Genomic DNA, 25,676 nt, shown 5'->3' with positions numbered 1-25,676 from the left:
TGGACTGCGAAGCAGGACGGGGTGGAAAAAATGGAGTGGACTGCGAAGCAGGACGAGGTGGAAAAAATGGAGTGGACTGCGAAGCAGGACGGGGTGGAAAAAATGTGGTGGACTGCGAAGCAGGACGGGGTGGAAAAAATGGAGTGGACTGCGAAGCAGGACGGGGTGGAAAAAATACCAGAATGGCAACAAAAATCCCTTTTCCAATTTTGGCTCTTACCAAAAAATAAAGAACTCAATCAAAGGGCTAAAGAGCTAAGAAAACAAGGTATTTTATCAGAGGTTTTATTCTGGAAAAATTTTAAAAACAAAGAAAAACTAAAAGGATATGATATAGATAGGCAGATAATTATTGGAAATTTCATTGTTGATTTTTTTATTGCAGAACTTGGCTTAGTGATAGAGATTGATGGGGCAAGTCATGATGACAAACAAGAATATGATCAGGAAAGACAAGAATTTTTGGAGGATTTGGGGCTAAAAGTCATAAGATATACGGATAAAGAAGTTAAACAAAATATAGAAGGAATTTATCAAGATTTTTTAAAAAATATAGAAAATAGGGAAAAAGAATTATCTACCTATCCACCCCGTCAATCTACGATTGACACCCCTCAAAGAGGGGAATTTTCCACACACTACCCCTTCAAGAGGGGAATAGACGGAACTATTAAAGAGAATCTGATTATTAAAGGTAACAACCTCCTCGCTCTTCATAGTTTAAAATCTGAATTTGCTGGGAAGGTAAAACTTATTTACATTGATCCTCCTTACAATACTGGAAATGACGGATTTCAATACAATGATAATTTCAATCACAGTACTTGGCTCACTTTTATGAAAAACCGTTTAGATGTTGCGAAAGAACTACTTAGAGATGATGGTGTAATTTTTGTTCAATGTGATGATAATGAACAAGCATATTTAAAGGTTTTGATGGATGAGATTCAAGATATTCAATTTATAAACTGCATTACTGTAAAGATGAATGAATCTAAGGGTTTAAAAAATGCACATATTGAAAAAAGACTACCGAAGAGCAAAGAATATATTTTAGTTTATTCTAAAAATAAATTTATCTTTAATCCGCAAAAGATTGAAAAAAATCAAGACGAATTAAAGGGTTATGTAAAATATTACAATAAACAAATTCTTAATATAAATGAAGATATGTCTTTGTGGAAAATTGGAGATTTTTCAGAATCAATTGATGAAAGACTATTAAATGCTGATAAATTAATTTATTTAGTTGAACCTGATAATGATATTAAATTGTATTTAAAGAAAAATTCATTTGGTAGAATTGTTAATAGTAAAGGAAATGCAAATTACTATTACAATAATGGTAAAGACATATTAAAAGTATTGTTTTTGAGTCAAAATCTAAATAGATTTATTGGTGATTTGTGGACAGATATTTCAACAATAAATATTAATAAAGAAGGAGGTATACCGGTACTTTCAAACGGACAAAAACCTGAAAAAATTATTCAAAGAATTATAGATTTAGCTACAAATACTAGCGATATAGTTTTGGATTATCATCTTGGATCAGGAACCACCTGTGCTGTTGCTCATAAAATGAATCGTCAATATATAGGAATTGAGCAGATGGATTACATTGAAACCATCGCAGTTGAAAGAATAAAAAATGCGACACAAGGAGAGCAAGGTGGAATTTCAAAAGCTGTTGGCTGGCAAGGTGGTGGAGAGTTTATCTATTGCGAACTTGCAAAATGGAATGAAAAAGCAAAAGAAGAAATACAAAATGCAAAAGATTTACCTGCTCTTGTAAAACTCTTTGATACTTTGTATGAAAAGTATTTCCTTAATTACAATGTAAAAATTAAAGACTTTAAAGAGAAGATAGTTAAAGAGGAAGGGTTTAAAAAACTTGCTCTTGCACAGCAAAAGAAAATGTTTTTGACTATGCTTGATTTGAATCAGATGTATGTGCAAGAAAGTGAAATGGCTGATGAAAGATATGGGATAAGTACTGAAGACCAAAAATTAACAAAAGCTTTTTATAGTAAAAAATAATATGGGTAAGTTGTGAAAAAAAATCAAATCACTCCGAAAGATCAATTCACGGAGTTTTTACTTTACACTTCTCCAAATGGGGAGGTTAAAATTGAAGTATTTCTTTATAATGAATCTGTTTGGCTTACGCAAGAGCAACTGGCAAATATTTTTGGGGTGCAGAGGCCGGCTATCACCAAGCATCTTAAAAATATTTTTGAAGATGAGGAATTAGAGGAAAATGTGGTTAGTTCCATTTTGGAACATACCACTATACATGGAGCTATAGAGGGTAAAACACAAACGCAACAAGTAAAATTTTACAACCTTGATGCCATCATTGCCGTTGGCTATAGAATCAATAGTAAAAAAGCAACACAGTTTAGAATTTGGGCAACAAAAATTCTAAAAGAATATATAATCAAAGGCTTTGTTCTCAATGATGAGGGGCTAAAAAATGGGGTATATTTTGGTGCTGACTATTTTAAAGAATTACTCGAAAGAATTCGCTCTATTAGAGCCAGTGAAAGAAGAATTTACCAACAAATCACAGATATTTTTGCAGAGTGTAGTATTGATTATGATTTAACTTCAGAAATTACAAAAAAATTTTATGCAACAGTTCAAAATAAATTTCATTTTGCTATTACAGGAAAAACAGCTGCAGAAATCATTTTTGAAAAAGCAAATAAAGAAAAACCTAATATGGGATTAACAACTTGGAAAAAATCAACAAGTGGTAGGATTTTAAAATCAGATACTATCATTGCAAAAAATTATCTCAATGAAAAAGAAATCAAACAATTAGAAAGAACCATAACATCGTATTTTGATTATATTGAAAATCAAATAGAAAAAAGAAATACTTTTACAATGGAAGAATTATCAGAATCTATCAATAAGTTTTTAGAATTTAATAATTTTGAAATTTTGAATAGCAAAGGAAAAATATCTCACAAACAAGCAGAAAACAAAGCCTTTGCAGAATATGAGGAATTTAATAAAACTCAATTGATAAAATCAGACTTTGATCGTGTAGTCAAAAAAGCTTTGAAAAATAAGGAAAAATAGTATGGCAGAATTACACGAACAAATAAAAAACGCCATAGAGTTTGGCACTCCAAAACCTGAAATACCTGAATATGTTTCAAGTAATTTAAAATACCCATTTTTTGACTGGCAAAAAGAAGCTTTTCAATATCTTTTACTTAATGAAAAAAGAACAGAAGGTAAAAATGAACCTACTCACTTGATGTTTAATATGGCGACGGGTACGGGTAAGACCCTGCTTATGGCAGCTTGTATTTTACATTATTATAATAAAGGATACCGAAAGTTTATCTTTTTTGTGAATCAAAAAAACATTATCTATAAAACGGAAAATAACTTTATTGATAGTAATCACAATAAATATCTCTTTGCAGATAAGATTGTGATTGATGACGAAACTATAAATATAAAAAAAGTTGAAACTTTCTCAAAGAGTAATGAAGGGATTGAAATAAAGCTCACTACCATACAACAGCTTTATAATGATATTCATATTCAAAAAGAAAATCAGGTATTGTTAGATGACTTAATTAAAAAGGATATAGTAATGCTGGCTGACGAAGCCCATCACTTGAATACCGATACAATGAAAGCACAAGGAAAATTAGATTTACACTTAGAACTAAACGACAATGCAAGTGTAATAGAAATTGAAAAGAAAGGTTGGGAGCATACTGTTATTGAATTACTTCTGAATAAGAAAGGTAAAAAAGAAAATAAAAATGTACTTTTGGAATTTACTGCCACTATTCCTGAAATTCAAAGTGTAAAAGAAAAGTACGCCCCTAAAATTATATATAAATTTGTATTAAAAGACTTTGTATCGAAGGGATACACCAAAGAAATCAATCTTCTCTCTTCTTCTTTAGAAAAAAGAGAACGTATTTTGCTAGCCCTTATTTTTAGCTGGTACAGGCACAAAATTGCTCTTAAAAATAATTTATCAAACTGGAAACCGGTAATACTTTTTAGAAGCAAGACCATTGAAGAATCAAAGATTGACTTTGAAGAGTTTTTGGTAATGGTAAAAAATCTTAAAGTATCTGACTTTGATTTTTTAAAGAATATTGAAGATAAATTTACTGAAGCGCAAGGTTTATTCCTTGGATTATACGAGCAAGGAAAATCTAGAGTTATAGATTTGATTACATTTATTAAAAATCAAGGAATCAATAAATTTGAAATAATAACCTTTATCAAAGATAACTTTTCAGAAAGAAACTGTATCATTACAAACTCTAAAACAAACAAAGCAAAAACAAAGGAAAATATTGATGAGGATACTGATAAACTTCTAAATAACCTTGAAGATAAAGATAATCATATACGAGCAATCTTTACCGTAAACAAACTAACTGAAGGTTGGGATGTTTTGAACCTTTTTGATATTGTGCGGCTCTATTCAGGACGAGATGAAGGAAAAGATAGCAAAGGAAACAGAAAAGCAGGAAGTGCTACTATCTCTGAAATTCAGTTGATTGGACGGGGTGTACGATACTATCCATTTCCATATCAAGACAAAATAAAGAACAAGAGAAAGTTTGATGAAAATCTTGGTAATGAAATGCGAGTGATGGAGGAACTTTATTATCATAGCGATTCAGATCATAGGTATATAGACGAATTGAAACGAGAATTGAAGAATAAGGGTTTGATAGATGATGAAAGGGTTGAAAAGAAATTCAATGTTAAACGAGATTTTGCAGAAAGTCCCTTCTTTAAGAATGTAAAAATTTGGAAGAACGAGCAGATTGAAAATCCTGAAAGAAAGCAAAAGACCTTAGACTATTTGAAAGAAAATCTAGAGCTTAAGTTTGATTTAGAAAGTCTTGGAATCAGAGAGCAAGAAATGGACTTTGATAAAGAAGACTCTGATACAGAAAGATTAAATATCAATGATGTAAACAAAAAAACTATTACTAAAACAATCAAAGAATTTGAAAAACATATCTTTTATAAAGCAGTACATATAAAATCTAAAAAGCAAGCTTCACTTTTGAGATTTGAATCTTTACAACAAGAAATTGATATTGCATCAATGGAAGATTTTAGAACAAAGTTAATCGGAGACCTTACAATTAAATTAGTAACTGTAAAGTCTAGCGTTGATGAAATTACAAACAAGGAAAAATTAGAAATACTTCTAAAAGCTTTAGATATAATATTTGCTGCGCTTAAACAACATATTAATCCGCATAAGGGTACAGAATTTGAAGCATACAGCTTGGCTGATTTATTTGGTGAAGAAATACGCAAGAATGTCAAAAACGATGAAGAAAGTCAAAGATTAGAAAATGAATTGAAAAATCAAGATTGGTATGTAGTAGACCAGTTTTATGGCACGAGCGAAGAAAAAGGATTGATTGAATTTATAAAAGGTACAATTATCAATTTACAAGAAAAATACGAAGAAGTGTATCTTTTAAGAAATGAAAGACAGTATAAAATCTTTGAATTTAATACAGGGCAAGGTTTTCAGCCCGACTTTATATTATTCTTGAAGGATGAGAAAAACTTATACTATCAATTATTTATCGAACCTAAAGGAGATAATCTTTTACAAAAAGATGAATGGAAAAATGATTTTCTCAAGAAAATTACAGAAAAGTACTCAGTAAATAATATATTAAGAATCGAGGGTAAAGAATATAATCTGATTGGGCTACCACTGTTTAATAAAAAGAATAATGGAGAGTTTGAGAAAGAGTACAATAAGCTCATCGATTCGATGAAATTGTTCACGATTAAGATTTGATAAGTTCTAAGAAGCTTAATTTTTTTGGTGAAAAAAAATACCAAAAGAAGAATATTTGCATTATGATTTAAAACATTCGATTAGAAAAAATATGATTAAGGTTTTTAAAAAATCTCCTGATTTAAATTTGCATCATTTAATTGGTGGAGAAATAAATTTTGATGTTTTTTTAAGTAAGGTGAGATACTCATTCAAAATTATAAACAAAAACATAAAAAACAAATGACTCATAATCACGCTCAGAAACAAGAAGTAGGTTTTGGAATTACTCAAATAACAGACCAAAGATTGATGAACTCTGATGGTTCCTCTAATTTTAGCAAAGTAGGACTCCCTTGGTATAAGACGAGTAGTTTTTACCATTTTTGTATTTCTCTTTCTTGGTTACAGTTCTTGCTATCGGTAGTAATATTGTTTTTAGGGATAAACCTTATTTTTACCGTGGTATACTTTATTATTGGGGCAGGTCATTTAGTGGGACTACATTATTCTAATGTAATAGGGGTTCTGTTTGAGATATATTTTTTTTCTGTCCAAACCCTTACGACCGTTGGCTATGGAAGAGTGAATCCTGTTGGAGTTCTTACTAATTTTATTGCTTCCTTTCAGACGTTGGTAGGGTTATTATTTTTTTCTGTTATTACGGGCTTAATGTATGCACGGTTTTCTAAACCGCGTGCTTTTTTTCTGTATAGTAAAAATGTTTTATTTTCTCCTTATAAAGATGGGTACGCTCTTATGTTTCGACTTGCAAATAAACTGAAATATAGCATTATCAATGTGAAGGTGGAAATCACTTTATCTATTATTGAGAAGGGAGAGAACGAACAATTACGAAGAAATTTTTATACTCCTATTTCTTTGGAAAGACAACAGATTCAATTTTTTCCCGCGAGTTGGACCATAGTTCATCCGATAGATGCTTCCAGTCCTTTGTATGGGTTATCTTGGGAGGAAATTCAATATTCTCAACTAGAAATTTTTGTTTTAATCAGCGGTTTTGATGAAACATTTGACCAGCAGGTACATTCTAAACGTTCTTACCATGTTTCTGAAACTGTTTGGGGAGCTAAATTTGAAAAGATGATTTTGATAGACCATTTAGGAAGAAATGCGGCAGATCTCAGTAAAATAGATTTGTTTGAAAAAGCACCTATTTATACCCCATAAAAAATATTTTGTTACCATGAGGATTTGCAGAAAGGGACTATTACAAAATTATTACATGTATATATTTTTTTCATTATGCCTATATCAATCAATAAAAACAACAGTATAATACAAGTAATAGGAGCATCTTCTTTAGGTACTCTTATAGAATGGTATGATTTTTATATCTTTGGAAGTTTATCGGGGATAATAAGTAAGCATCTTTTTCCTGATGATTCGGGAGTTTCTGCTCTGATAAGTACTTTGGCAATTTTTGCAGCGGGCTTTATTGTGCGTCCATTTGGAGCTTTATTCTTTGGGAGATTAGGAGATATAGTGGGTAGGAAGCATACTTTTCTACTTACTTTAATCCTTATGGGAGGATCTACTTTTTTTATAGGGTGTATTCCATCATATTCTCAGATAGGGTATGCTGCTCCCATAATTGCTCTCATTCTACGGCTTATTCAAGGTTTAGCATTGGGTGGAGAGTATGGTGGAGCGGCTACATACATAGCAGAGTATGCGCCCTTAGGAAAAAGAGGATTCTATACCAGTTGGATACAAACTACCGCTACTTTAGGGCTTTTTCTTTCTTTAGGCATTATAGTATTTACCCGAAGTACCTTGGGAGAACTTACATTTTATGAATGGGGATGGAGAATTCCATTTCTTATTTCTATCCTTTTGGTCATCGTTTCTGTTTATATCCGTCTCAAAATGAACGAGTCCCCTCTTTTCTCGAAATTAAAATCGGAAGGAAAAATTTCTACCAATCCTCTCAAAGAAAGTTTTCAAAATAAAATGAATTTTAAAATGGTACTCCTCGCTCTATTCGGGGCTACTATGGGGCAAGGAGTTATTTGGTATACGGGTCAATTTTACGCACAGTCGTTTTTAGAAAATACTGTCCTCTTAGAGTTCAACGAGGTGCGTTATATAATGATCTGGGCTATTCTTTTGGGAACTCCCTTTTTTATTCTCTTCGGGAGCTGGAGTGATAGGGTAGGACGTAAATGGATTATGCTATCCGGAATGTTGTTGGGCATTATTTCCTATCGGAGTATATACCAAACCTTTTTAGACAAAACAGATTTCGCATCGTTTCAAAGCACAACCCTTGTTTCCTCAACACAACCCATTCTAAAAAAAATTCCTCTGAAAGGAACAACAGATTCAATCCTCATAACCTCTCTCTCAAAAACTCTTTCTGACGGATCTACTTTTAAAGAAATAAAAAAAGACACACTCTATTCCAATGCAAAAATACAGATGAACCCCTCTATACCTATTTGTACAGACAAAACCCTGTCTCAATCCACCTTTATATGGTTTGTATTTTTAGTATTTATACAGATTATTTTTGTAACAATGGTGTATGGACCCATAGCTGCATTTTTGGTAGAACTATTCCCGACGCAGATTAGATACACCTCTATGTCCCTCCCATATCATATAGGAAACGGTGTCTTTGGAGGATTGGTACCTTTTATTGCTACTCTTATCGTCAGCTATCCCGGAGCAGATAAACTATCAGGGCTTTGGTATCCAATAGGAGTAGCATGTCTTTCACTCATCATAGGAACATTATATATAAATAATAACAACAAAAAATATGAATAGAATAAAAAGATACGGAGGAATTATATGGATAATACTCTCCCCTTGTTTCATTTATTTTATGTGCAGTAATGCCTTCTTAAAAATAAAAGAAGCACCCGAAGGATTTCTCAAAATAAATACTATTCTCCAATGGAGCATTATCCTGATAGTATTTATACCTATATGTATAGGAATGATTATATTTGGATATTATGCAATGAAAGGAGAATACGATAGTGAAACATAATTTTATTGAAAATAAACTCTTCATTTTTGTAACTATTTAGCTACTATTTTTATGTCACGAATGCACGAATGTATTTACTTTTCATTTTACAAATCCCAAAGGTGAATTATAATTCATAATTCATAATTCATAATTCATAATTCATAATTCATATATGTTTTTAGAAAAAAAAATAGATGCGTTTATACAAAAATATTCTTTACTTCAAAAAAATGAAAAAGCCCTTTTAGCCGTGAGCGGAGGTGTAGATTCTATGACTATGACCCACCTATTTCATAAACTTGGGTATAATTTTGGAATAGCACATTGCAACTACCAACTCAGAGGAGCTTCAGCAGATGAAGATGAATTATTAGTCAAGAAAACCGCAGAAAAATACAATGTCCCTTTTCACAGTATAAGGTTTGACACAAAAAAAATAGCATCTCAAAAAAAAGAATCTATTCAAATGGCAGCAAGAGAACTGAGATATAATTTTTTTCATACACTCATACTTTCCAATAGCTATGATAAAATTGTTACCGCTCATATTTTAGAAGATGTACTGGAAACAATTTTTTTGAATATCACCCACGGAACAGGATTTATGGGAATGCTCGGAATAAAACCCATACAAGAACGTATAATACGCCCTCTCCTTTGGATTGATAAAGAGACACTACAAAAATATGCAGTAGAAAATAATATACAATGGAATGAAGACGCCTCTAATTCAGAGCAATACTACCAAAGAAATAAAATAAGAGCAGTAGTTATTCCATTACTCAAGAGTATAAATCCAGGTATCCATTTTACACTTCCAAATACATTAGAAAGAATATGGGATACAGGAAAATGGTTTATCCACCAACGGAATCTATTAGAAAAGGAATCCACATATATTCGGGATGAATATATATATTTAAAACTTCATTTTTTTCATAACGAAAATAAAGTTTTTTTATACGAAGTTTTAAAAAAATATACATCCTTAAACTACTCTCTTTTTTTAAATATATGGAAAAGTACCTGTAAAAAAAATGTCGGTAAAATATTTAAAACATCCGAATATGAAATATGCTTAGATAGAGAACAAATAATTATCAAAAAAATAAAAAAAAATGAAATACCCATTCCTATTTCTATTCAATCCGAAGATACAATAGTGGAAGATTCCCATTTTTTACTATATTGTAGTTCTTATAAAAAAGATAATAATTCTTTTATTCAAAATGCAGACAAAAATATCGCCTTCTTTGATTATGATACATTAATTTTCCCCTTACAAGTAAGAAAATGGAAAAAAGGAGATAAATGGAAACCATTAGGAATGAATGGACATAAGAAGGTAAGCGATGTATTGATAGATAAAAAAATACCTCTTTCCCAAAAATCAGATGTATACGTTGTCCTCTCTGAAAAAACTATTATATGGGTAATGGGCATACAAATAAGTAATTCTTATAAAGTAAATACAGACACAAAAAATATTTTACAAATACAATATGTGGAAAAAAATAAAAAAAATTTTTGAAAAACCAATCACACAAGAGAAAAATATAATATCTTTAATACAATCCACCACTCTATTTAGATACCTTACAAAGGAAGAAATCCTTACTATAATTCCACATTTATACGTCCGAAATTATGTAAAAAATGAAGTGGTATATTTTAGAACCGATCCCAGCAAAGCTCTTTATATAATAAAAAAAGGGACAGTCGCCATGAAAATAGATGTAAACGAACATCTTTTAGAAGTAATGCAGATAAAAGATGGGCAGCTGTTTGGAGAAAATACCATTCTTAAAAATGCAAAAAGGTTATTATCTGCTGTTGTTGTTTCTGAAAACGCCGAAATTTACGCTATTCCTTATTTAAAACTACAAGAGGTATTCCAACGTCACGGTTCTATAAAGATAAAAGTAATAAATGCCTTTGCAGAGAAGTATAACGAGCGAATATCTCAGACTATTCATATCTTTGAAAAAAAAAAAATAGATATAAGCGATATAGCGTCTATTTTTGAAATCTAAAAATACTCTTCTAGAGTGCTTTCATCTATTATCTTATAAGTAGGTTTTCCGTATGGAGAATATGCAGAGTTTTCGCACAGAAATAACCTTTCTATCAGATATTCCGCCTCTTCTTTTGTTATTTTTTTATGAATCGTGAGAGATGTTTTTTTTGCAAGTGACTTTGCTACCATTACTTTTTTTCTTTCTAATTCGGTAGCATCTTCGTATTTTATTTCCTCTATAAAATCTTTTAAAAGAGTTGCCTCATGTGTATGCGTCATATCTAAAGGATGGGCATTTATGAAAATAATATTATCTTGTTTTTTCATTTTTACATCAAAAGAAAACCCAATTTTTTCAAAATATTCTTTTATCTCTAAAAACACCTCAAAATCTTTATCTGATAGAGAAATTTTTTCAGGAAAAAGCATTTTTTGAGAAACACTATTCCCTTCTTGTATATTTTCGATGTATTTTTCATATAAAATTCTTTCATGAGCATATTGTGGATGCACAAACATGATACCATTTTTTATTTGTTTGCATACAAGCCCGTTTTCTAACTGAAATAGAGTAGCTTTGAGTTCATTTTTCTTCTCTTGCGAACTCGTTATTATTTTTGTAGGTGAAGCATCATATTCTAATAATTCCTTTTCTACTTCATGAAGAGGATACAACCTTTCTTTTTGGGATTCTACATAGAATTTTTCCCACTGTTCTATTTTATCAGCTATATGCCTGTCTTGTATGTGTTTATTTTTATTTTGAATCAAAGAGCTGTAGTATTGAAAATTAGTGTCTTTTTCAAAATTTATAGTATCTCTCCCGTAGTTATTGTTGAGAGCAAATTTTATAGATGCATGGAGTATAGAATAGATAAGTTTTTCATCATCAAACTTTACTTCGTCCTTTTGAGGATTTATATTTATGTCTATTTTATGCGGATCTAGAGAAAAAAACAGGAAATATATAGGATGCCTATCTTTGGGTATAACGTATTCGTAAGCTCTTTCTATAGCATTATTGAGATAGGGACTTTTTATATATCTTTTGTTGATAAATATGTACTGTTTATTTCTTTTTTGGTTCACGAGTTCGGGAGTTCCTATATATCCTTTTATTTCTAATTCGGAATTTTCTTCACGAATAGATATGAGTTGCTTTTGATACTCTTTTTGTTTTTGATTTGCAAAAATATGACATATTCTTTCTAAAAGAGTTTCGGGAAAGAGAATTAAAGAATCACTATCATTATGATGAAGAGAAAATTTCTTTTCGGGGTATGCTAATGCTACTCTTATAAATTCTTCTCTTATGCTACTAAAACCTTTATGAAAGTCCCTTTCTAAAGATTTACGTCGACCTGGTATGTTAAAAAAAAGATTTTTAACAGATATAGAAGTTCCTTTTTGAGCCGCTGCGGGTTCTATTTTGAGAAGTTTAGACCCTTCTATGAAAACCAGTGTTCCCATTTGATTTCCTTCCTGTGCGGTAAGCATCTCTACGTGCGATACAGCAGATATTGCCGCTAAAGCTTCTCCTCTAAATCCAAATGTTCTGATATTGTTGATGTCTTCACTGCGATAAATTTTAGATGTAGCATGGCGCTCAAAACACATTTTGGCATCTGTCTCTGACATACCAGAGCCATTATCAATTATTTGTATGAGAGTCTTGCCTCCATCTTTTATTATTACTTGTATATCTTCTGCTCCCGCATCTATACTGTTTTCTAAAAGCTCTTTTACTACACAATTAGGACTTTGAATAACTTGACCTCCGGCTATTTGATTAGCAACAGAATCAGGTAAAAGCCGTATTATATTCATTTTATGAGATATTATCATTGTATAAAAGTGATTTTTGTTTTCTGATTGGAAAATAATCAGAAATAGTATTTATAGTTCATTATAAAAGAAGAATCCACTCTCAAAACTCTCTTTTACAAAAACATACATGTATCAAAAGAGGTTTTTTGGAGTGGACCCCAAGGTATACGTTATTGTTTAGGGACAAAAACAAAATTCCATTTTCCTGTAACGCTTGTTGTTCTTAAATTTTCATGAGCATTTATATTTGAAGTTCCTCTAACTGTAAATGATATAGCGAGTTCTGGTATTTGACCATCAGAATAAGACAAACTAACAGGAGTAGTAGTATCTCCATCTCTATAAATAGTATTTACTCCTTCTGAAGTTTCAGGATTAGAAAATACAAATGTTCCTCCCGCTTTCCATATCTTATCTCTATCGGATATTACTAATGAGGACTGTGGACGCTCTGTTGTATATGTTCCTTGTTTTTTCTCTGTGTCGTATGTGAATGCTACTGTTAATCCTTCCCATTCGCCTATAGAAACGTTGTCTCTTTTTCCTTCTCCTACTTTTAATATCCAAGTACGGGATAATTCCTCACCACGTTTTTTGTCAAACGGATCAGGAGGATTACATACATCCCCTTCACATCCATTACAACCTGATATTGTAAAAAGAGAGTACACTGATATAATAAAAAATAACGCTTTGATTTTTTTCATAGTAATTTTAATTTTTAATAAAATAATCAAGTAAATAAATACATTATAAAACAAATATAATAAGAAATTACTTTTCTTTTCAATGTTTATAAAAATATACCATAAAAAAATAAAAAATAGTATGAAAACGCATATTTTTATAAAAAAATCAATTTCACACATAAAATAATATCATTCAAGACAACAGTATGAAAGTAGAAAATAAAATAGTGTGGCTTACGGGGGCTTCTTCGGGAATAGGAGAGGCATTAGCGTACAGATTATCCGAAAAAGGTGCGTATATAATCATATCTGCAAGGAGAGTAGCGGAATTAGAGAGAGTAAAATCACAATGTAAATACCCTGAAAAAGTGCGTGTCTTACCTTTAGATTTGGAAGATACTACTTCTTTGGAAAATAAAACGAAGGAAGCATCTGTTTTTTTTGGGGATATAGACGTTCTCATCAATAATAGTGGCATAGCACAGCGTTCATTTATACATAATACAAATCCTTTGGTGGATAGAAAAATAATGGAAATAAATTATTTCGGTGCTATTATGCTTACCAAGTTTCTTTTGCCTCAAATGAGAACTCGAAAAAACGGTCAAAACGTAATAATATCCAGTGTTTTGGGAAAGATTTCTGCACCAGGGTCTTCTGCTTATGCCGCATCCAAACATGCTTTACATGGGTATTATGATGCTTTGCGATATGAAGAATCTGAAAACAATATAAAAGTAACTATAATATGTCCAGGATATATAAATACTCCTATTTCTTACAGTGCTTTGAATGCAGATGGCTCTCAGTTTAATAAAATGAGTAAACCGCAACAATTTGGAATGAAGTCAGATGTATGTGCAAAAAAAATAGTAGAAGCGATAGAATGTGAAAAAGAAGAAGTATTTATAGGTGGTTTTCAAGAGAGGGTTGCTTTATATATGAAAAGATTTTTTCCAAAAATGCTTTCTCAAACTATGAAACGACTCACAAAAAAAATGAAAATGCAATAATTTTACAGTTCTAAAGAAATTTCTACTCAAGTAAATTTTAACTGATTAGAAATTCTTTTTAATGGATTGTAGACAATTGCTACTTCTGCATACATTGTGAGGGGGCAGAAATTTTTTTTACACAAATATTTAATTGTAAACTTATTGATAAGCAAATATGTACAAAATTACAAGTGTATCAAAAGTGATTTTTCTGGGTGGGATCAAATTTCATAATTATTTTTCATATAAGAATGAAAAACCCCTTCTTTTAAAGAGTAGTTAGATATATCTATTGTCTGAATGCCTATTTTTTTTATAAGAAAATATGCTAAAACACACCCTTCTATTATCATATCCACTCGTTCTTTATTCATTCCGGGGATATTCATTCTTTCTTCTCTTCTTTTAGATGTAAGTATTGTATATACTTTGAAAAAATCCTCGGTATTTATTGGAAAGTGACGGTATTTTCTTTCTGTTTCTAAGGTTTCTTGGAATAATAAAATATCTCCAATAGTAGTAAAAGTCCCTGATACTCCAATAATATTGGTAATATTATATTGTTTGGATACATCAAAAAGTTCCAAAAGTTCTTTTTCTATATAATTCTCTATTGCATCTATTTCTTTTGCTTGTATAGGGTCGCTTTTTTGAAATATATCCAAAAGACGCTGCACACCTATCTCTACACTTTTTTTCCAAAAAATACGTTCCCTATTTGCAATAATAAATTCTACACTTCCGCCTCCAATATCTACTATCAAAGAAGGATGTAATCCTATATCAAAACAATTTTTAATACCCCAATAAATATATTCGGATTCTTGCTCCCCATCAATTATTTCTATATTTATATTTAATTTTTGATGGATTTCTGAGGCAAATTGTTTTCCATTCTTTGCATTACGAAAGGCACTCGTTCCTTTTGCAATAATGGTATCACAACCTTCTTTATCTATTTCTTTTTTAAAAAAAGTAAGAGCATCTATACATCTTTTTTGAGCTGCTTCTGTAATATATAAATGTGAGATCCCCCCCTCTCCCATTTTTACATATTGTTTTTTTTTGATATATAAATTCTCTTGTCCCCTGCTGTCTCTCGTTCCTATTAAGAGATTAAAAGTATTTGTTCCGCAATCAATAACTGCTATTTTCATACATTATTTTACTCATAAAACCACAAATTAGTAATAAAATACAAATAAAAAAAATAACAGAATATCCGTTCTCAAAAACACCGAATTTGTACGACAGAAAAGCAATATCTTAAGATGGGTTCTCAAAATTGATTTTTAAAGGATACAGTTTTTAGGATTTGAATTCTTATAACCCTTCTGTACCCAAGAAAACTTTCTATGAGATGTCTTTCTTGGTTTTGGGGAGTTCTCAATACGATTTTTTGCATTCCTCTCCCTCTTTTTCCATTATTTTTTTGAAAAAAAGATAAATAAGTATTTTTCAAATATATTTATCTATTATACAATACTATCCAATAATTCCTCTTTTCATTGTAATATACGCTCATCATAATTGAATCATTCTCAAAATGAAGTTAGAATTTTTATTTGATCCCATAGAGTTTAAAGATATTATTTTTTATAAACCGTTTTCTTTCTGTAAAAATATACATTTTTATTCTCCAGGTATGGATATTTCGGGTTTTGACATTGCTCTTATAGGATTGACGGAATGTCGAGGAGAAATGGATGGGAAAGGGATAGTATACGGAGCAGATGAGGTGAGAAAGAAACTGTATCATCTCAAAAAGTGTTACGGAAGTAATAATATCATAGATTTTGGAAACTTGAAGAACGGGGAGACGCTCCAAGAGACATATCTTATTTTGAAAACCTTACTTTCTTATTTAAGAGCGATGAATATCACTGTTATTCTATTAGGTGGTTCGCATGATATGAGTATAGGACAGCACGGAGGGCATTTGCAAAGTGCTTTATATGAAAATAAAGAGAATAATGCTGAAAAAATGTTTACCTTGTTGAATATAGATAGTTGTTTGGATATAGATTTTACACATAAAGAGGTGCCTTCTCAAAACTATTTGGAATCTATTTTTACCACTTCTTCAGAATGTTTATTTCATTATATCCATTTAGGATATCAAAGTTATTTTGTCAATAACGATACACTGCAAACCCTCAATGAATTTTTGTATGAAATATTGCGTTTAGGGACTATTCGGGAGAATTTTTCTGAAGTGGAGCCATATATCAGACAAGCTGATATGGTTTCATTTGACATATCCGCAATAAGCACTCTGTATGCTCCTGGTGGGCAGCAAAGTATTATTTTTGGATTTACAGGAGAAGAGGCGTGTCAATTATGTTGGTATGCAGGGTTAAATGACAAACTCGGTTCTATAGGTTTTTATGGCTATAATGTAGAAAAAGACGACCATCTGCTTACTACTGCCACCACTGTTGCCACTATGGTTTGGTATTTTATAGAAGGGTTTTATCATAGCAAAGAAAAGCAAGAGAGTGTTTTTTTTCAATCTAAAAATTATATAAAATACAGCGTCTTTTTTGAAAATGAACCCACAAGTATACATTTTTATCAGGGAAAAAAATCAGAAAGGTGGTGGATGGAAATACCTCATAGTATGCTTCCGTCAAGTTATACAAGGAGCGTATTTATACCTTGTTCAGAGGCGGACTATTACTTAGCAATGAAAGGAGAAATACCCGATAAGTGGATACGCAGTATTCAAAAACGGAATTAAATATTTTATTTTCAATAGAAATAAAAGTATCTCTCTTCACATTTTCAGGGAATAATTGAGGGGACACAATCACATTTTTTTATAAATCACAATATAATATGACAAAGTTAGAGTTATTACATGAAATTTCGGAAAGGACAGGGATTGAAAGAAGGGACGTGACAGCGGCTGTGGAAGCGTGTTTTCTCATTATAAAAGAAAAGGTTGCGAAAGGAGAAGAGATTAATATAAGAGGGTTTGGAACGTTTCTTTGTAAAAAAAGAAAGCCAAAAATAGCTCGAGATATTAAAAAAGGAGAACCTATTATTCTCCCCGAAAAGAATATGCCCGTATTTAAAGCATCCGATATATTTATAGACATGATGAAAAAACTATAAATATAAAAATCATATATGGTAAAAATAGGGAATGTAGAAATAGGAGTATTTCCTTTGTTATTAGCCCCTATGGAAGATGTGAGTGATCCTCCATTTAGAAGTGTATGCAAAGAAAACGGAGCAGATGTTTTGTATTCTGAATTTATTAGCAGCGAAGGGTTGATACGCGATGCTTTTAAAAGCAAAAAAAAATTGGATTTTTCAGAAAATGAACGTCCTTTTGGAATTCAAATATTTGGCGGAGACGAGGAAGCAATGGCTTTGGCAACGAAAATAGTAGAGGTAACTAATCCTGATTTTATAGATATAAATTTTGGTTGCCCCGTAAAGAAAGTAGTATGTAAAGGAGCTGGAGCAGGGGTTCTAAAAGACATTCCTCTTATGGTAAAACTTACCAAATCAGTAATACAATCTACAAACAAACCTGTAACTATTAAAACACGTCTCGGCTGGGATGAAAAAAGTATTAATATATTAGAAGTAGTAGAAAAAATGCAAGATATTGGAGTGCAAGCCATAACTATCCATGCAAGAACCCGTTCTCAAATGTATAAAGGAGAAGCGGATTGGAGTTATATTGCCCGTGTGAAAGAAAATAAAAAAATACATATCCCCATCTTTGGAAACGGAGATATAGATTCCCCCAAAAAAACATTAGAATATAAAAATAAATATGGAGTAGATGGAATAATGATAGGAAGAGCAAGCATTGGTTATCCATGGATATTCCGAGAAATAAAACATTTTTTTCTTACCCAAACCATCCTTCCCCCTCCAACTCTTCAAGAACGAGTAGAGGTAGCAAAAAAACATTTATTTTTTTCTATCCGTTGGAAAGGAGAATCATTGGGAATTTTAGAAATGAGAAAGCACTACGCTCATTATTTTAAGAATATTTCTCATTTCAAGACATATAAAAACAACCTCATGCAAGCAAAAGATTCAAATCATCTCTTAGAAATTTTTGAAACAATAATAGCAGAAAAAGAATACACCTAAGTAGCGTCTGTAAGAAAACTTTTAATATTTAAATTTTTACACTATACGATAAAAAACAGCCCTCACTTCTTTACATAAGAGCCAAGAGTATATCATGTTCCGTTATTATGTATATATCCTCTTTTATATCTCTCACTAAGAGAGCTTTTGTGTCTTTGTTTATAAGAGATGCCAAAACATCTACTGTAGTGTTTAGACCCACAAATTGAAAAGGAGGATCCATTATCTCACCTACTGTCAGTTTTTTTATCTCAGGATTATTGATAAACTTATTCAAAAGCTTCGTTTCTGTTATGCTGCCTACTATTTGCCCATTATCCATAACAGGAATTTGTGAAAATCCCTCTTTATTAAAAAGAGAAATAGCAAAAGCAACCGTATTCGATTTTTGTATAGTAGTGATATGTTTGTCGGTTTTTCTATTCAAAATGATGTCTTGAGCAGTAATTTTCATCCGAGCATCTAAAAATCCATGGTCTTTCATCCAATTATCACTGTATATTTTATGTATATACCTTGTGCCATGGTCGGGCAATAGAACCACCATAGTATCCGTGTCTTTCATATGAGTTTCCGCATATTCTAAAGCTCCATGAACCACCGAGCCGCTTGACCATCCCACAAAAAGTCCTTCTTCCTTCGACAATCTTCTCGCCATCAATGCCGCATCTTTATCTGTCACTTTTATAAAACTATCTATGATGTTAAAATTTACATTCTTGGGCAGGATATCCTCACCAAATCCCTCTGTTAGATAGGGGTAAATCTCGTTTTCATCAAAGATACCCGTTTCTTTATATTTTTTAAACACAGACCCGTACGTGTCGATACCTATTACAGAGATATTTTTGTTCTTTTCTCGCAAAAATTGAGCTGCCCCACAAAGAGTCCCTCCCGTGCCAACACAAGCAACATAATGAGTAACACTCCCTCCTGTTTGTTCCCAAATTTCTGGACCGGTCGTTTCATAATGAGCAAGCGAATTAGCCATATTATCATATTGATTTGTATAAAAGGAATTGGGAATTTCAGCATTAAATTTTCTTGCCATAGAATAATAAGAACGGGGATCCTCAGGTGATACATTGGTAGGACATACCACCACCTCCGCACCAACAGACCTAAGTATATTTATCTTCTCTTGACTCTGCTTATCTGCCATTGTAAAGATACATTTATATCCTTTTACCGCCGATGCTATTGCTATTCCCATTCCCGTATTTCCTGAAGTGCTTTCTATAATAGTACCCCCGGGTTTTAGCACACCCGACCTTTCCGCTTCCTCTATCATCCGTATTGCCATTCTGTCTTTTACAGAATTTCCCGGATTAAAATACTCTACCTTTGCTAATATATTTCCTCTTACCTTTTGCGTTACTTTGTTCAATCTTACCAAAGGTGTATTTCCTATGGTATCTAAAATAGAATTGAAAATGGTAGCATTCTTTCCCTGCGATAATGGTTCTTGTTGTATCATATAATTGATAGATATAAATTTACTTTAGGCAAGAATATAATAAAATATCATACCTTTAGCATTTTAAATATTAAAATACACTTTTTGAATATAATTTTTGCATAAGGTGAGTTAGTAAATACATTGTTATAATTGGTATAACTTTAAAAATCACTTGGGCTTTAAATGAAAGCATATTTTATGACAAATGTCAAAAAGTACTCCTATTTATACTTTAGATAAACACCTTCACGTCTATTTTTTATTATAAATGAGAATTTATAATAAAAAAAGAGATGAAAAGCAATAAAAAATGTATAAAATAGAATACATGAAAAAAAAAATATATATTGTGAAAATTATCTTGTAAGAAGAAAAAAACAGATGATAATACGATTGGCTCATGGTGTAATGGTAACACAACAGATTTTGGTTCTGTTTTTCAAGGTTCGAATCCTTGTGAGCCAACATTTTTTAAGAAAATATTTTTATATGATGATGTTCAATAATTATGTATGAAAGAGGTACAAGCTTTAGGTACATATAGTGCAGAGAAACCTTTAGAACCTATCACCATTCTAAGAAGATCAGTTGCCTCACACGACGTAGAAATAGAAATACTCTACTGCGGGATTTGTCATTCTGACCTTCATACCGCAAGAAACGAATGGAAAAATACTGTGTATCCCGTTGTGCCGGGTCATGAAATTGTCGGTAAGGTCAGTAGCATAGGTAATAGGGTAACTAAATTTTTTGTAGGTGATATTGTATCCGTCGGTTGTATGGTAGATTCTTGTAGAGATTGTGATAACTGCAAAGAAGGCTTGGAACAATTTTGTGAAAAAGGAGGTACTTTTACTTATAATTCTTTCGATACACACTTGACTATATCTACTTATGGAGGATATTCTGAAAGTATTACTGTAGATGAAAATTATGTATTAAGAGTTCCTGTGAACCTTAATTTAGCTGGAGCCGCTCCATTACTCTGTGCGGGAATAACGACATATTCCCCTTTGAAACATTGGAAAGTAGGTTTTGGAAAAAAAATTGCAATAGTAGGTATTGGTGGTTTAGGACACATAGGTGTAAAAATTGCAAAAGCAATGGGTGCTGAAGTGACAGTTATTACTACTACTGTTTCTAAAGTTTCAGATGCAAAACGATTAGGTGCTGATAATGTTTTGTTATCTACAGATGCAGAACAAATAAGTAAATATCATAATACGTTTCATTTTATATTAGATACTGTTTCTGCTCCCCATGATGTAAATATGTATCTCCGCCTTTTAAAAGTAAATGGAAACATGGTTTTAGTGGGTGCCCCTTTAGATCCTTTACCGGTTGTTTCTTTTAGCCTTATTATGGGAAGGAAAAGTTTTTCAGGATCTTTGATTGGTGGAATACAAGAAACACAAGAAATGTTAGATTTTTGTGGCAAACACAATATTACCTCTGATATAGAACTCATAAACGGAGACCAAATAAACACTGCTTATGAACGCCTCTTAACAAGCGATGTTCGTTATAGATTTGTATTAGACATGGCTTCTTTGAAGAAATAAAAAATTACCTATTTCTCATTTTAAAAAACAATCTATTTAAAAGGTAATATTCTATTATGATGGATTTGTTGTACAACAAGGGGGAATATTGAGTTTTTTTATACTTATCTCTCATCATTTTAAAATGTTTTAATAATGATTTTTGAGCTCTCATAACCGCCCAAAAGTGTTTTTTGTTTTTTTTGAAAGCGAGTATTATTCCTGCAATCCAATCAAGCGGGATTCGGACTATAAGTTTACAGAATAAAGAGAGAGCATCTTCATTTTTTAGAAGCATACAATAATTATTTCTAAAATTGAGGTATGTTTTTTTTTCGTGCATTGTTCCCAAAGTGCCACCTCCTAAGTGGTATACTACCGATTTTGAAGTATACAATATCTTTTTTCCTTTTCTTTTGAGCCGCCAGCAGAGGTCTACTTCTTCCATGTGGGCAAAAAAAAACTCATCGAATCCCTTTTCTGAATGAAAATCCGAAGCACGGATGCAAAAACAAGCTCCTGATGCCCAAAATATTTCCGCATCATCATCGTATTGGTGAAAATCTTCCTCAATAGTATCAAAAATACGACCCCTACAGAATGTATATCCTAATATATCTATAAACCCTCCCGCAGCACCCGCATATTCAAAATATCTTTTATCGGAATAAGATAAAATCTTTGGTTGACATACCGCAATATTAGTATCGCTCTGCATTATTTTTAAAAGAAAGTGCGTCCAATCCGTAGTCACCTCTACATCAGAGTTCAGAAGAATATAATACTCTGCTGGTATCTCTTGTAACCCTTCATTATACCCACCTGCAAATCCTTTATTTTCTAACAAAGAGATAATATGTATATCGGGATAGTGTTCTTTTAAAAAATGGACAGAATCATCCGTAGAGCCATTATCTATCACAAAAATGGAGTTTTTCGGAGAAAAACGCACTACTGAAGGTATAAATGTCTGTAAAAGTTTTTTTGTATTGTAATTGAGGATAACTATTGCTATTGTATGTTTCATATATTTCAATGAGAATATTATTTTTCTTTTAAACTCCTCCACAAATAAAAAACAACGTAGCTTTTCCATCCATCAAACATATCAAAAAAGCTATCTGTGTTTTCTTTTCTGGTTTGTATTATGTTGTGCTGTTGTAAGGCGTTGAGTAATCCGATGTCTCTGTATGGAATAGCGTTTGCTTCCCGAAAACATTTCATAAGCACATAATTTGCTGTCCACGCTCCAATACCTTTGTGGTGACAGAGAGCATTTTTTTTCTCCTCAATGGATGAGAGGGTCTGTATTGCTTCGTAAGAAAGTTCTTTTTTTACAAACACTTTTGCTATATTTACAATATAGGTAGCTTTAGAAAGAGAAAACTGTAATTTTTGTAAATCGGAGGGGTGTAATTGAGATATGACCAAAGGATCTGGAAAAATATAATGGGAGTTATTTTCTAATGTTACATATTCTCCGTATTTTTCTACTAATCTTCGTTTTAATGTATAAGCAAAACGCAGATTAATTTGTTGCCCTATGATACTCCAGCAGACACATTCAAAGACATCTGCTATGCCGATGAGACGTAATCCTTTGTATTTTTCTACCATATAAGAGAGAAAGGTATTTTTACGAAAAAGATCATACAATGGTGCTATGTTTGTGTGCATATCAAACCATTCTTCCACGTAGTTTTTTATTGCATCTCTTTGTTGTGTGCTATTTTTCCCTATCAAAATTTCTATTTCTAATTGTTGTTTTACTTCAGTTATGTGAATTAAAAATATATGGGCATCCATCCGCACTGCTTTTACAATAGAATTTTCTTGAATACAGTGGAGGCAATCGTCATAATTTCTATTCAAAAACCAGAGACATTCTTGAAAACTAAAAAGTGATGGGATATTTATATATATTTTTGGAAGCATTATGTTGAGATATTGTATTTGTAGTATTATATATACGAATTTTATTTCCCATGTTGTTTTTGTCCCATAGTAAAAAATTTCTATGTACGTCTCGAAGAGAGAAACAGATATTTTCAAAATGCATTTTGCGTTTTTTGTTATGTATTGTATATAGATTTACTACAAAAAGAGTATCTTTTTGAAAAAGACAATGAACAAATATTATAAAGAATAACAAAAGCATTTTTTTTGGAAAAAACAGAATATCTATCCATAGATTTTTTAAAAACCAATTTGTTTGAAAATAATTTTACTTTTATGGGATTCCCCAAAACATGAATACTTATTTTGAGCAAGGTAAGTATTTTTTAATATATATAAGTATTTTCATAAATTATTGTTTTATAACATATATAGAAAATAATTTTTACTAAGAGCAGCATAATGGTATTAAGAGCAGAAAATCTTTTGAAGAAATATAGGTCAAGATTAGTGGTAAATATGGTTTCGCTCCAAGTTTCTCAGGGAGAGATAGTAGGATTATTAGGTCCAAATGGTGCGGGAAAAACGACGACGTTTTATATGATTGTGGGATTAATAAAACCTAATAGAGGGGAAATTTTTTTAGATACCGAAGACATAACACATATTCCTATGTATAAAAGGGCTCAAAAAGGAATAGGGTATTTAGCCCAAGAAGCTTCTGTTTTTAGGCAGATGAGTGTGGAAGATAATATAATGGCGATATTAGAAATGAAAAATTATTCATCTTTAGAAAGGAAAGAAAAATTAGAGGCACTTTTAACAGAATTTAGTTTAACCCATGTAAGAAAAAACTTGGGGATGGTGCTTTCGGGCGGGGAGAGGAGGCGGACAGAAATTGCCCGGGCATTGGCTGCCAATCCAAGTTTTATTCTTTTGGATGAACCCTTTGCAGGAGTAGATCCCATAGCGGTGGAGGAAATTCAATCTCTCGTTGCTAAATTACGAAAAAAAAATATAGGTATACTCATAACTGACCATAATGTAAATGAAACTCTTTCTATAACGGATAGAGCATATCTTATGTTTGAAGGAAAATTATTAAAACAGGGAACAGCAGAAGAACTTGCCGCGGATGAACAGGTAAAAAAATTATACTTAGGAACACATTTTGAACTCAAAAGAAAAATTTTTCTATAAATGAAAACTTCTGCTTATATCGTTCTATTATCCCTCTTTTGTATTTTTAATACTTGGGGGCAAACGAATGAATTTATTTTTTATAAAACCATACAAGGAGCATCGGAAACCCGTATAGAGCAAAACCTTATTTTTTTTGGAAAGAAATTTATAGGGAAGCCTTATATAAAAAAACCTTTGGACAGCCAAACACTTCCTTTTGAAAAAAAATTCCAAGAGGTTTTAGTAGTGAATTTGAAAAGATTTGATTGTATAAGTTTTATAGAACAAAGTATTGCCTTTGCTTTTACACAAGAAGATGCTCCCCGTTCTTTTTCAAAATTTAAAACCAACCTGCAAACCATTCGCTATAGAAATGGAGTAATAGAGTATTCTCAACGATTGCATTATTTTACCGACTGGGTATTTGAAATGGAAAAAAAAGGGTTAGGGAAAGATATAACCCAAGAAATAGGGGGGGAACCATATCAGAACCCTGTTTCTATGATGACTCAAAAAAAAGAACTCTACCAACCAATGCTGCAAGATACTGTCTATTACAATGCTATTGAAAAAATAGAAACATATATCAATAAGAGAAAACATTATTACATTCCCAAACAAAATATAGCATTGTGTGAAAAAAGGATGAAAACAGGAGATGTAATAGGAATAACCTCATTCCCCAATGCAGGTATTGACGTGCTTCATACAGGATTTATTATTTTTCAAAATGAAAGAGCGTATATGCTTCACGCATCATCGGAACTTAATAAAGTAATGATAACCGATATCCCTTTGGAAACATATTTAGAAGAGCATAAGAAATTTTCAGGGATTATAATTATGAGAGTGCTTTCCCCCAAAAAAAACATAAGAAATGGTATTGGGAAAGATTTTAAAAATTGAGTATCCTCGAAAAGTCATTTTTGATACATTTTGAAAACTCAATATTTCTCTAAAGGATAGTTTTCATTCTGAAATTCAAAACTACAATTTATTTTCTGTTTTAATGGTAAGCACAAAATCTATAGTTACATCAAAATCTTCAGCGATTTCTTCTATAGTGAGCTTTCCTCTTTTGAGAGCTTTTATGATTCCTTCTAATTTGCCTTCTAATTTGCCTTCGGCTCTTGCTCGGTCTTCATCCGCT

The 25,676-nt window shown here is 31.7% G+C and carries 22 protein-coding genes and 1 tRNA gene; 17 read left to right on the top strand and 6 right to left on the bottom strand.

What is annotated here, in order from left to right; all coding sequences use genetic code 11:
- The 9 genes from QM536_04445 to QM536_04405 all read left to right on the top strand — a co-directional run.
- The coding region (locus QM536_04445) for a hypothetical protein (protein ID MDI9356262.1) at positions 1 to 230 on the top strand (230 nt) is incomplete at its 5' end.
- Entirely contained in the window at positions 139 to 2,040 is a 1,902-nt protein-coding gene (locus tag QM536_04440; GenBank protein MDI9356261.1) for a DNA methyltransferase, read from the top strand. The genes QM536_04445 and QM536_04440, both read left to right, overlap by 92 nt.
- A gap of 12 nt (positions 2,041 to 2,052) precedes the next feature.
- On the top strand, positions 2,053 to 3,090 hold the full coding sequence (locus QM536_04435) for a virulence RhuM family protein (protein ID MDI9356260.1): 1,038 nt from the start codon (positions 2,053 to 2,055) through the stop codon (positions 3,088 to 3,090).
- Position 3,091: 1 nt separating this feature from the next.
- Positions 3,092 to 5,824, top strand: coding sequence for a DEAD/DEAH box helicase family protein (locus QM536_04430; protein ID MDI9356259.1), 2,733 nt, complete (start codon positions 3,092 to 3,094; stop codon positions 5,822 to 5,824).
- Between the two features lie 222 nt (positions 5,825 to 6,046).
- A complete protein-coding gene (locus QM536_04425; protein MDI9356258.1) occupies positions 6,047 to 6,994 on the top strand; it encodes an ion channel in 948 nt (315 codons plus the stop codon).
- 75 nt (positions 6,995 to 7,069) lie between these two features.
- Positions 7,070 to 8,596, top strand: a complete 1,527-nt coding sequence (locus QM536_04420) for an MFS transporter (GenBank protein MDI9356257.1) — start codon at positions 7,070 to 7,072, stop codon at positions 8,594 to 8,596.
- A complete protein-coding gene (locus tag QM536_04415) occupies positions 8,589 to 8,822 on the top strand; it encodes a hypothetical protein (protein MDI9356256.1) in 234 nt (77 codons plus the stop codon). The genes QM536_04420 and QM536_04415 overlap by 8 nt, the downstream gene beginning before the upstream one ends.
- 154 nt (positions 8,823 to 8,976) lie before the next feature.
- Positions 8,977 to 10,335: a tRNA lysidine(34) synthetase TilS gene (tilS, locus tag QM536_04410; GenBank protein MDI9356255.1), complete on the top strand. Its 1,359-nt coding sequence runs from the start codon at positions 8,977 to 8,979 to the stop codon at positions 10,333 to 10,335.
- The gene (locus QM536_04405; GenBank protein ID MDI9356254.1) at positions 10,307 to 10,837 is read left to right on the top strand and encodes a cyclic nucleotide-binding domain-containing protein; all 531 of its coding nucleotides are present in this window, start codon (positions 10,307 to 10,309) and stop codon (positions 10,835 to 10,837) included. Before tilS ends, QM536_04405 begins: the two co-directional genes overlap by 29 nt.
- Here the strand turns inward: QM536_04405 and mutL are convergent.
- Complete coding sequence (gene mutL / locus QM536_04400) at positions 10,834 to 12,648, bottom strand: DNA mismatch repair endonuclease MutL (protein ID MDI9356253.1); 1,815 nt, start codon at positions 12,646 to 12,648, stop codon at positions 10,834 to 10,836. The two genes, QM536_04405 and mutL, sit on opposite strands and share 4 nt — an antisense overlap.
- A gap of 170 nt (positions 12,649 to 12,818) precedes the next feature.
- Positions 12,819 to 13,355 carry a hypothetical protein gene (locus QM536_04395; GenBank protein ID MDI9356252.1) on the bottom strand — a complete coding sequence of 179 codons (537 nt, stop codon included), beginning with the start codon at positions 13,353 to 13,355 and terminating at the stop codon, positions 12,819 to 12,821.
- Positions 13,356 to 13,543: 188 nt separating this feature from the next.
- Between QM536_04395 and QM536_04390 the strand changes: the two genes are divergently transcribed.
- Positions 13,544 to 14,350, top strand: a complete 807-nt coding sequence (locus QM536_04390) for an SDR family oxidoreductase (GenBank protein ID MDI9356251.1) — start codon at positions 13,544 to 13,546, stop codon at positions 14,348 to 14,350.
- A 203-nt stretch (positions 14,351 to 14,553) separates the two neighbouring features.
- Here the strand turns inward: QM536_04390 and QM536_04385 are convergent, their stop codons facing one another.
- A complete protein-coding gene (locus QM536_04385) occupies positions 14,554 to 15,489 on the bottom strand; it encodes a hypothetical protein (GenBank protein MDI9356250.1) in 936 nt (311 codons plus the stop codon).
- Between the two features lie 389 nt (positions 15,490 to 15,878).
- Here QM536_04385 and QM536_04380 point away from each other — a divergent pair, with 389 nt between their 5' ends.
- From QM536_04380 to dusB, 3 genes are all read left to right on the top strand, one after another.
- Positions 15,879 to 17,072, top strand: coding sequence for an arginase family protein (locus tag QM536_04380; GenBank protein MDI9356249.1), 1,194 nt, complete (start codon positions 15,879 to 15,881; stop codon positions 17,070 to 17,072).
- A gap of 98 nt (positions 17,073 to 17,170) precedes the next feature.
- Complete coding sequence (locus QM536_04375) at positions 17,171 to 17,449, top strand: HU family DNA-binding protein (GenBank protein ID MDI9356248.1); 279 nt, start codon at positions 17,171 to 17,173, stop codon at positions 17,447 to 17,449.
- Between the two features lie 15 nt (positions 17,450 to 17,464).
- On the top strand, positions 17,465 to 18,448 hold the full coding sequence (gene dusB / locus QM536_04370) for a tRNA dihydrouridine synthase DusB (protein ID MDI9356247.1): 984 nt from the start codon (positions 17,465 to 17,467) through the stop codon (positions 18,446 to 18,448).
- A gap of 70 nt (positions 18,449 to 18,518) precedes the next feature.
- On the opposite strand, the gene QM536_04365 is transcribed toward dusB, so the two are convergent.
- Entirely contained in the window at positions 18,519 to 19,925 is a 1,407-nt protein-coding gene (locus QM536_04365) for a pyridoxal-phosphate dependent enzyme (GenBank protein ID MDI9356246.1), read from the bottom strand.
- Between the two features lie 376 nt (positions 19,926 to 20,301).
- Here QM536_04365 and QM536_04360 point away from each other — a divergent pair.
- Together QM536_04360 and QM536_04355 are read left to right on the top strand one after the other, a co-directional pair.
- Positions 20,302 to 20,372 (top strand) — tRNA-Gln (locus QM536_04360).
- 47 nt (positions 20,373 to 20,419) lie between these two features.
- A complete protein-coding gene (locus tag QM536_04355) occupies positions 20,420 to 21,469 on the top strand; it encodes an NAD(P)-dependent alcohol dehydrogenase (GenBank protein ID MDI9356245.1) in 1,050 nt (349 codons plus the stop codon).
- A 4-nt stretch (positions 21,470 to 21,473) separates the two neighbouring features.
- Here the strand turns inward: QM536_04355 and QM536_04350 are convergent, their stop codons facing one another.
- Both QM536_04350 and QM536_04345 read right to left on the bottom strand, forming a co-directional pair.
- Positions 21,474 to 22,475 carry a glycosyltransferase family 2 protein gene (locus tag QM536_04350; GenBank protein MDI9356244.1) on the bottom strand — a complete coding sequence of 334 codons (1,002 nt, stop codon included), beginning with the start codon at positions 22,473 to 22,475 and terminating at the stop codon, positions 21,474 to 21,476.
- A gap of 17 nt (positions 22,476 to 22,492) precedes the next feature.
- Positions 22,493 to 23,383, bottom strand: coding sequence for a hypothetical protein (locus QM536_04345; GenBank protein ID MDI9356243.1), 891 nt, complete (start codon positions 23,381 to 23,383; stop codon positions 22,493 to 22,495).
- A 420-nt stretch (positions 23,384 to 23,803) separates the two neighbouring features.
- Here QM536_04345 and lptB point away from each other — a divergent pair, with 420 nt between their 5' ends.
- The gene (lptB, locus tag QM536_04340; GenBank protein MDI9356242.1) at positions 23,804 to 24,544 is read left to right on the top strand and encodes an LPS export ABC transporter ATP-binding protein; all 741 of its coding nucleotides are present in this window, start codon (positions 23,804 to 23,806) and stop codon (positions 24,542 to 24,544) included.
- Positions 24,545 to 25,432, top strand: a complete 888-nt coding sequence (locus QM536_04335) for a DUF1460 domain-containing protein (GenBank protein ID MDI9356241.1) — start codon at positions 24,545 to 24,547, stop codon at positions 25,430 to 25,432. It abuts the gene before it with no gap.
- The last annotated feature ends 244 nt before the right edge of the window (positions 25,433 to 25,676 follow it).

The sequence above is a fragment of the Chitinophagaceae bacterium genome (genome assembly GCA_030053935.1).
Classification (GTDB): Bacteria; Bacteroidota; Bacteroidia; order Cytophagales; family JASGCU01; genus JASGCU01.
The sequence above is the reverse complement of the archived record's forward strand: the minus strand, read 5'-3'. Positions and strand labels throughout refer to the sequence as shown.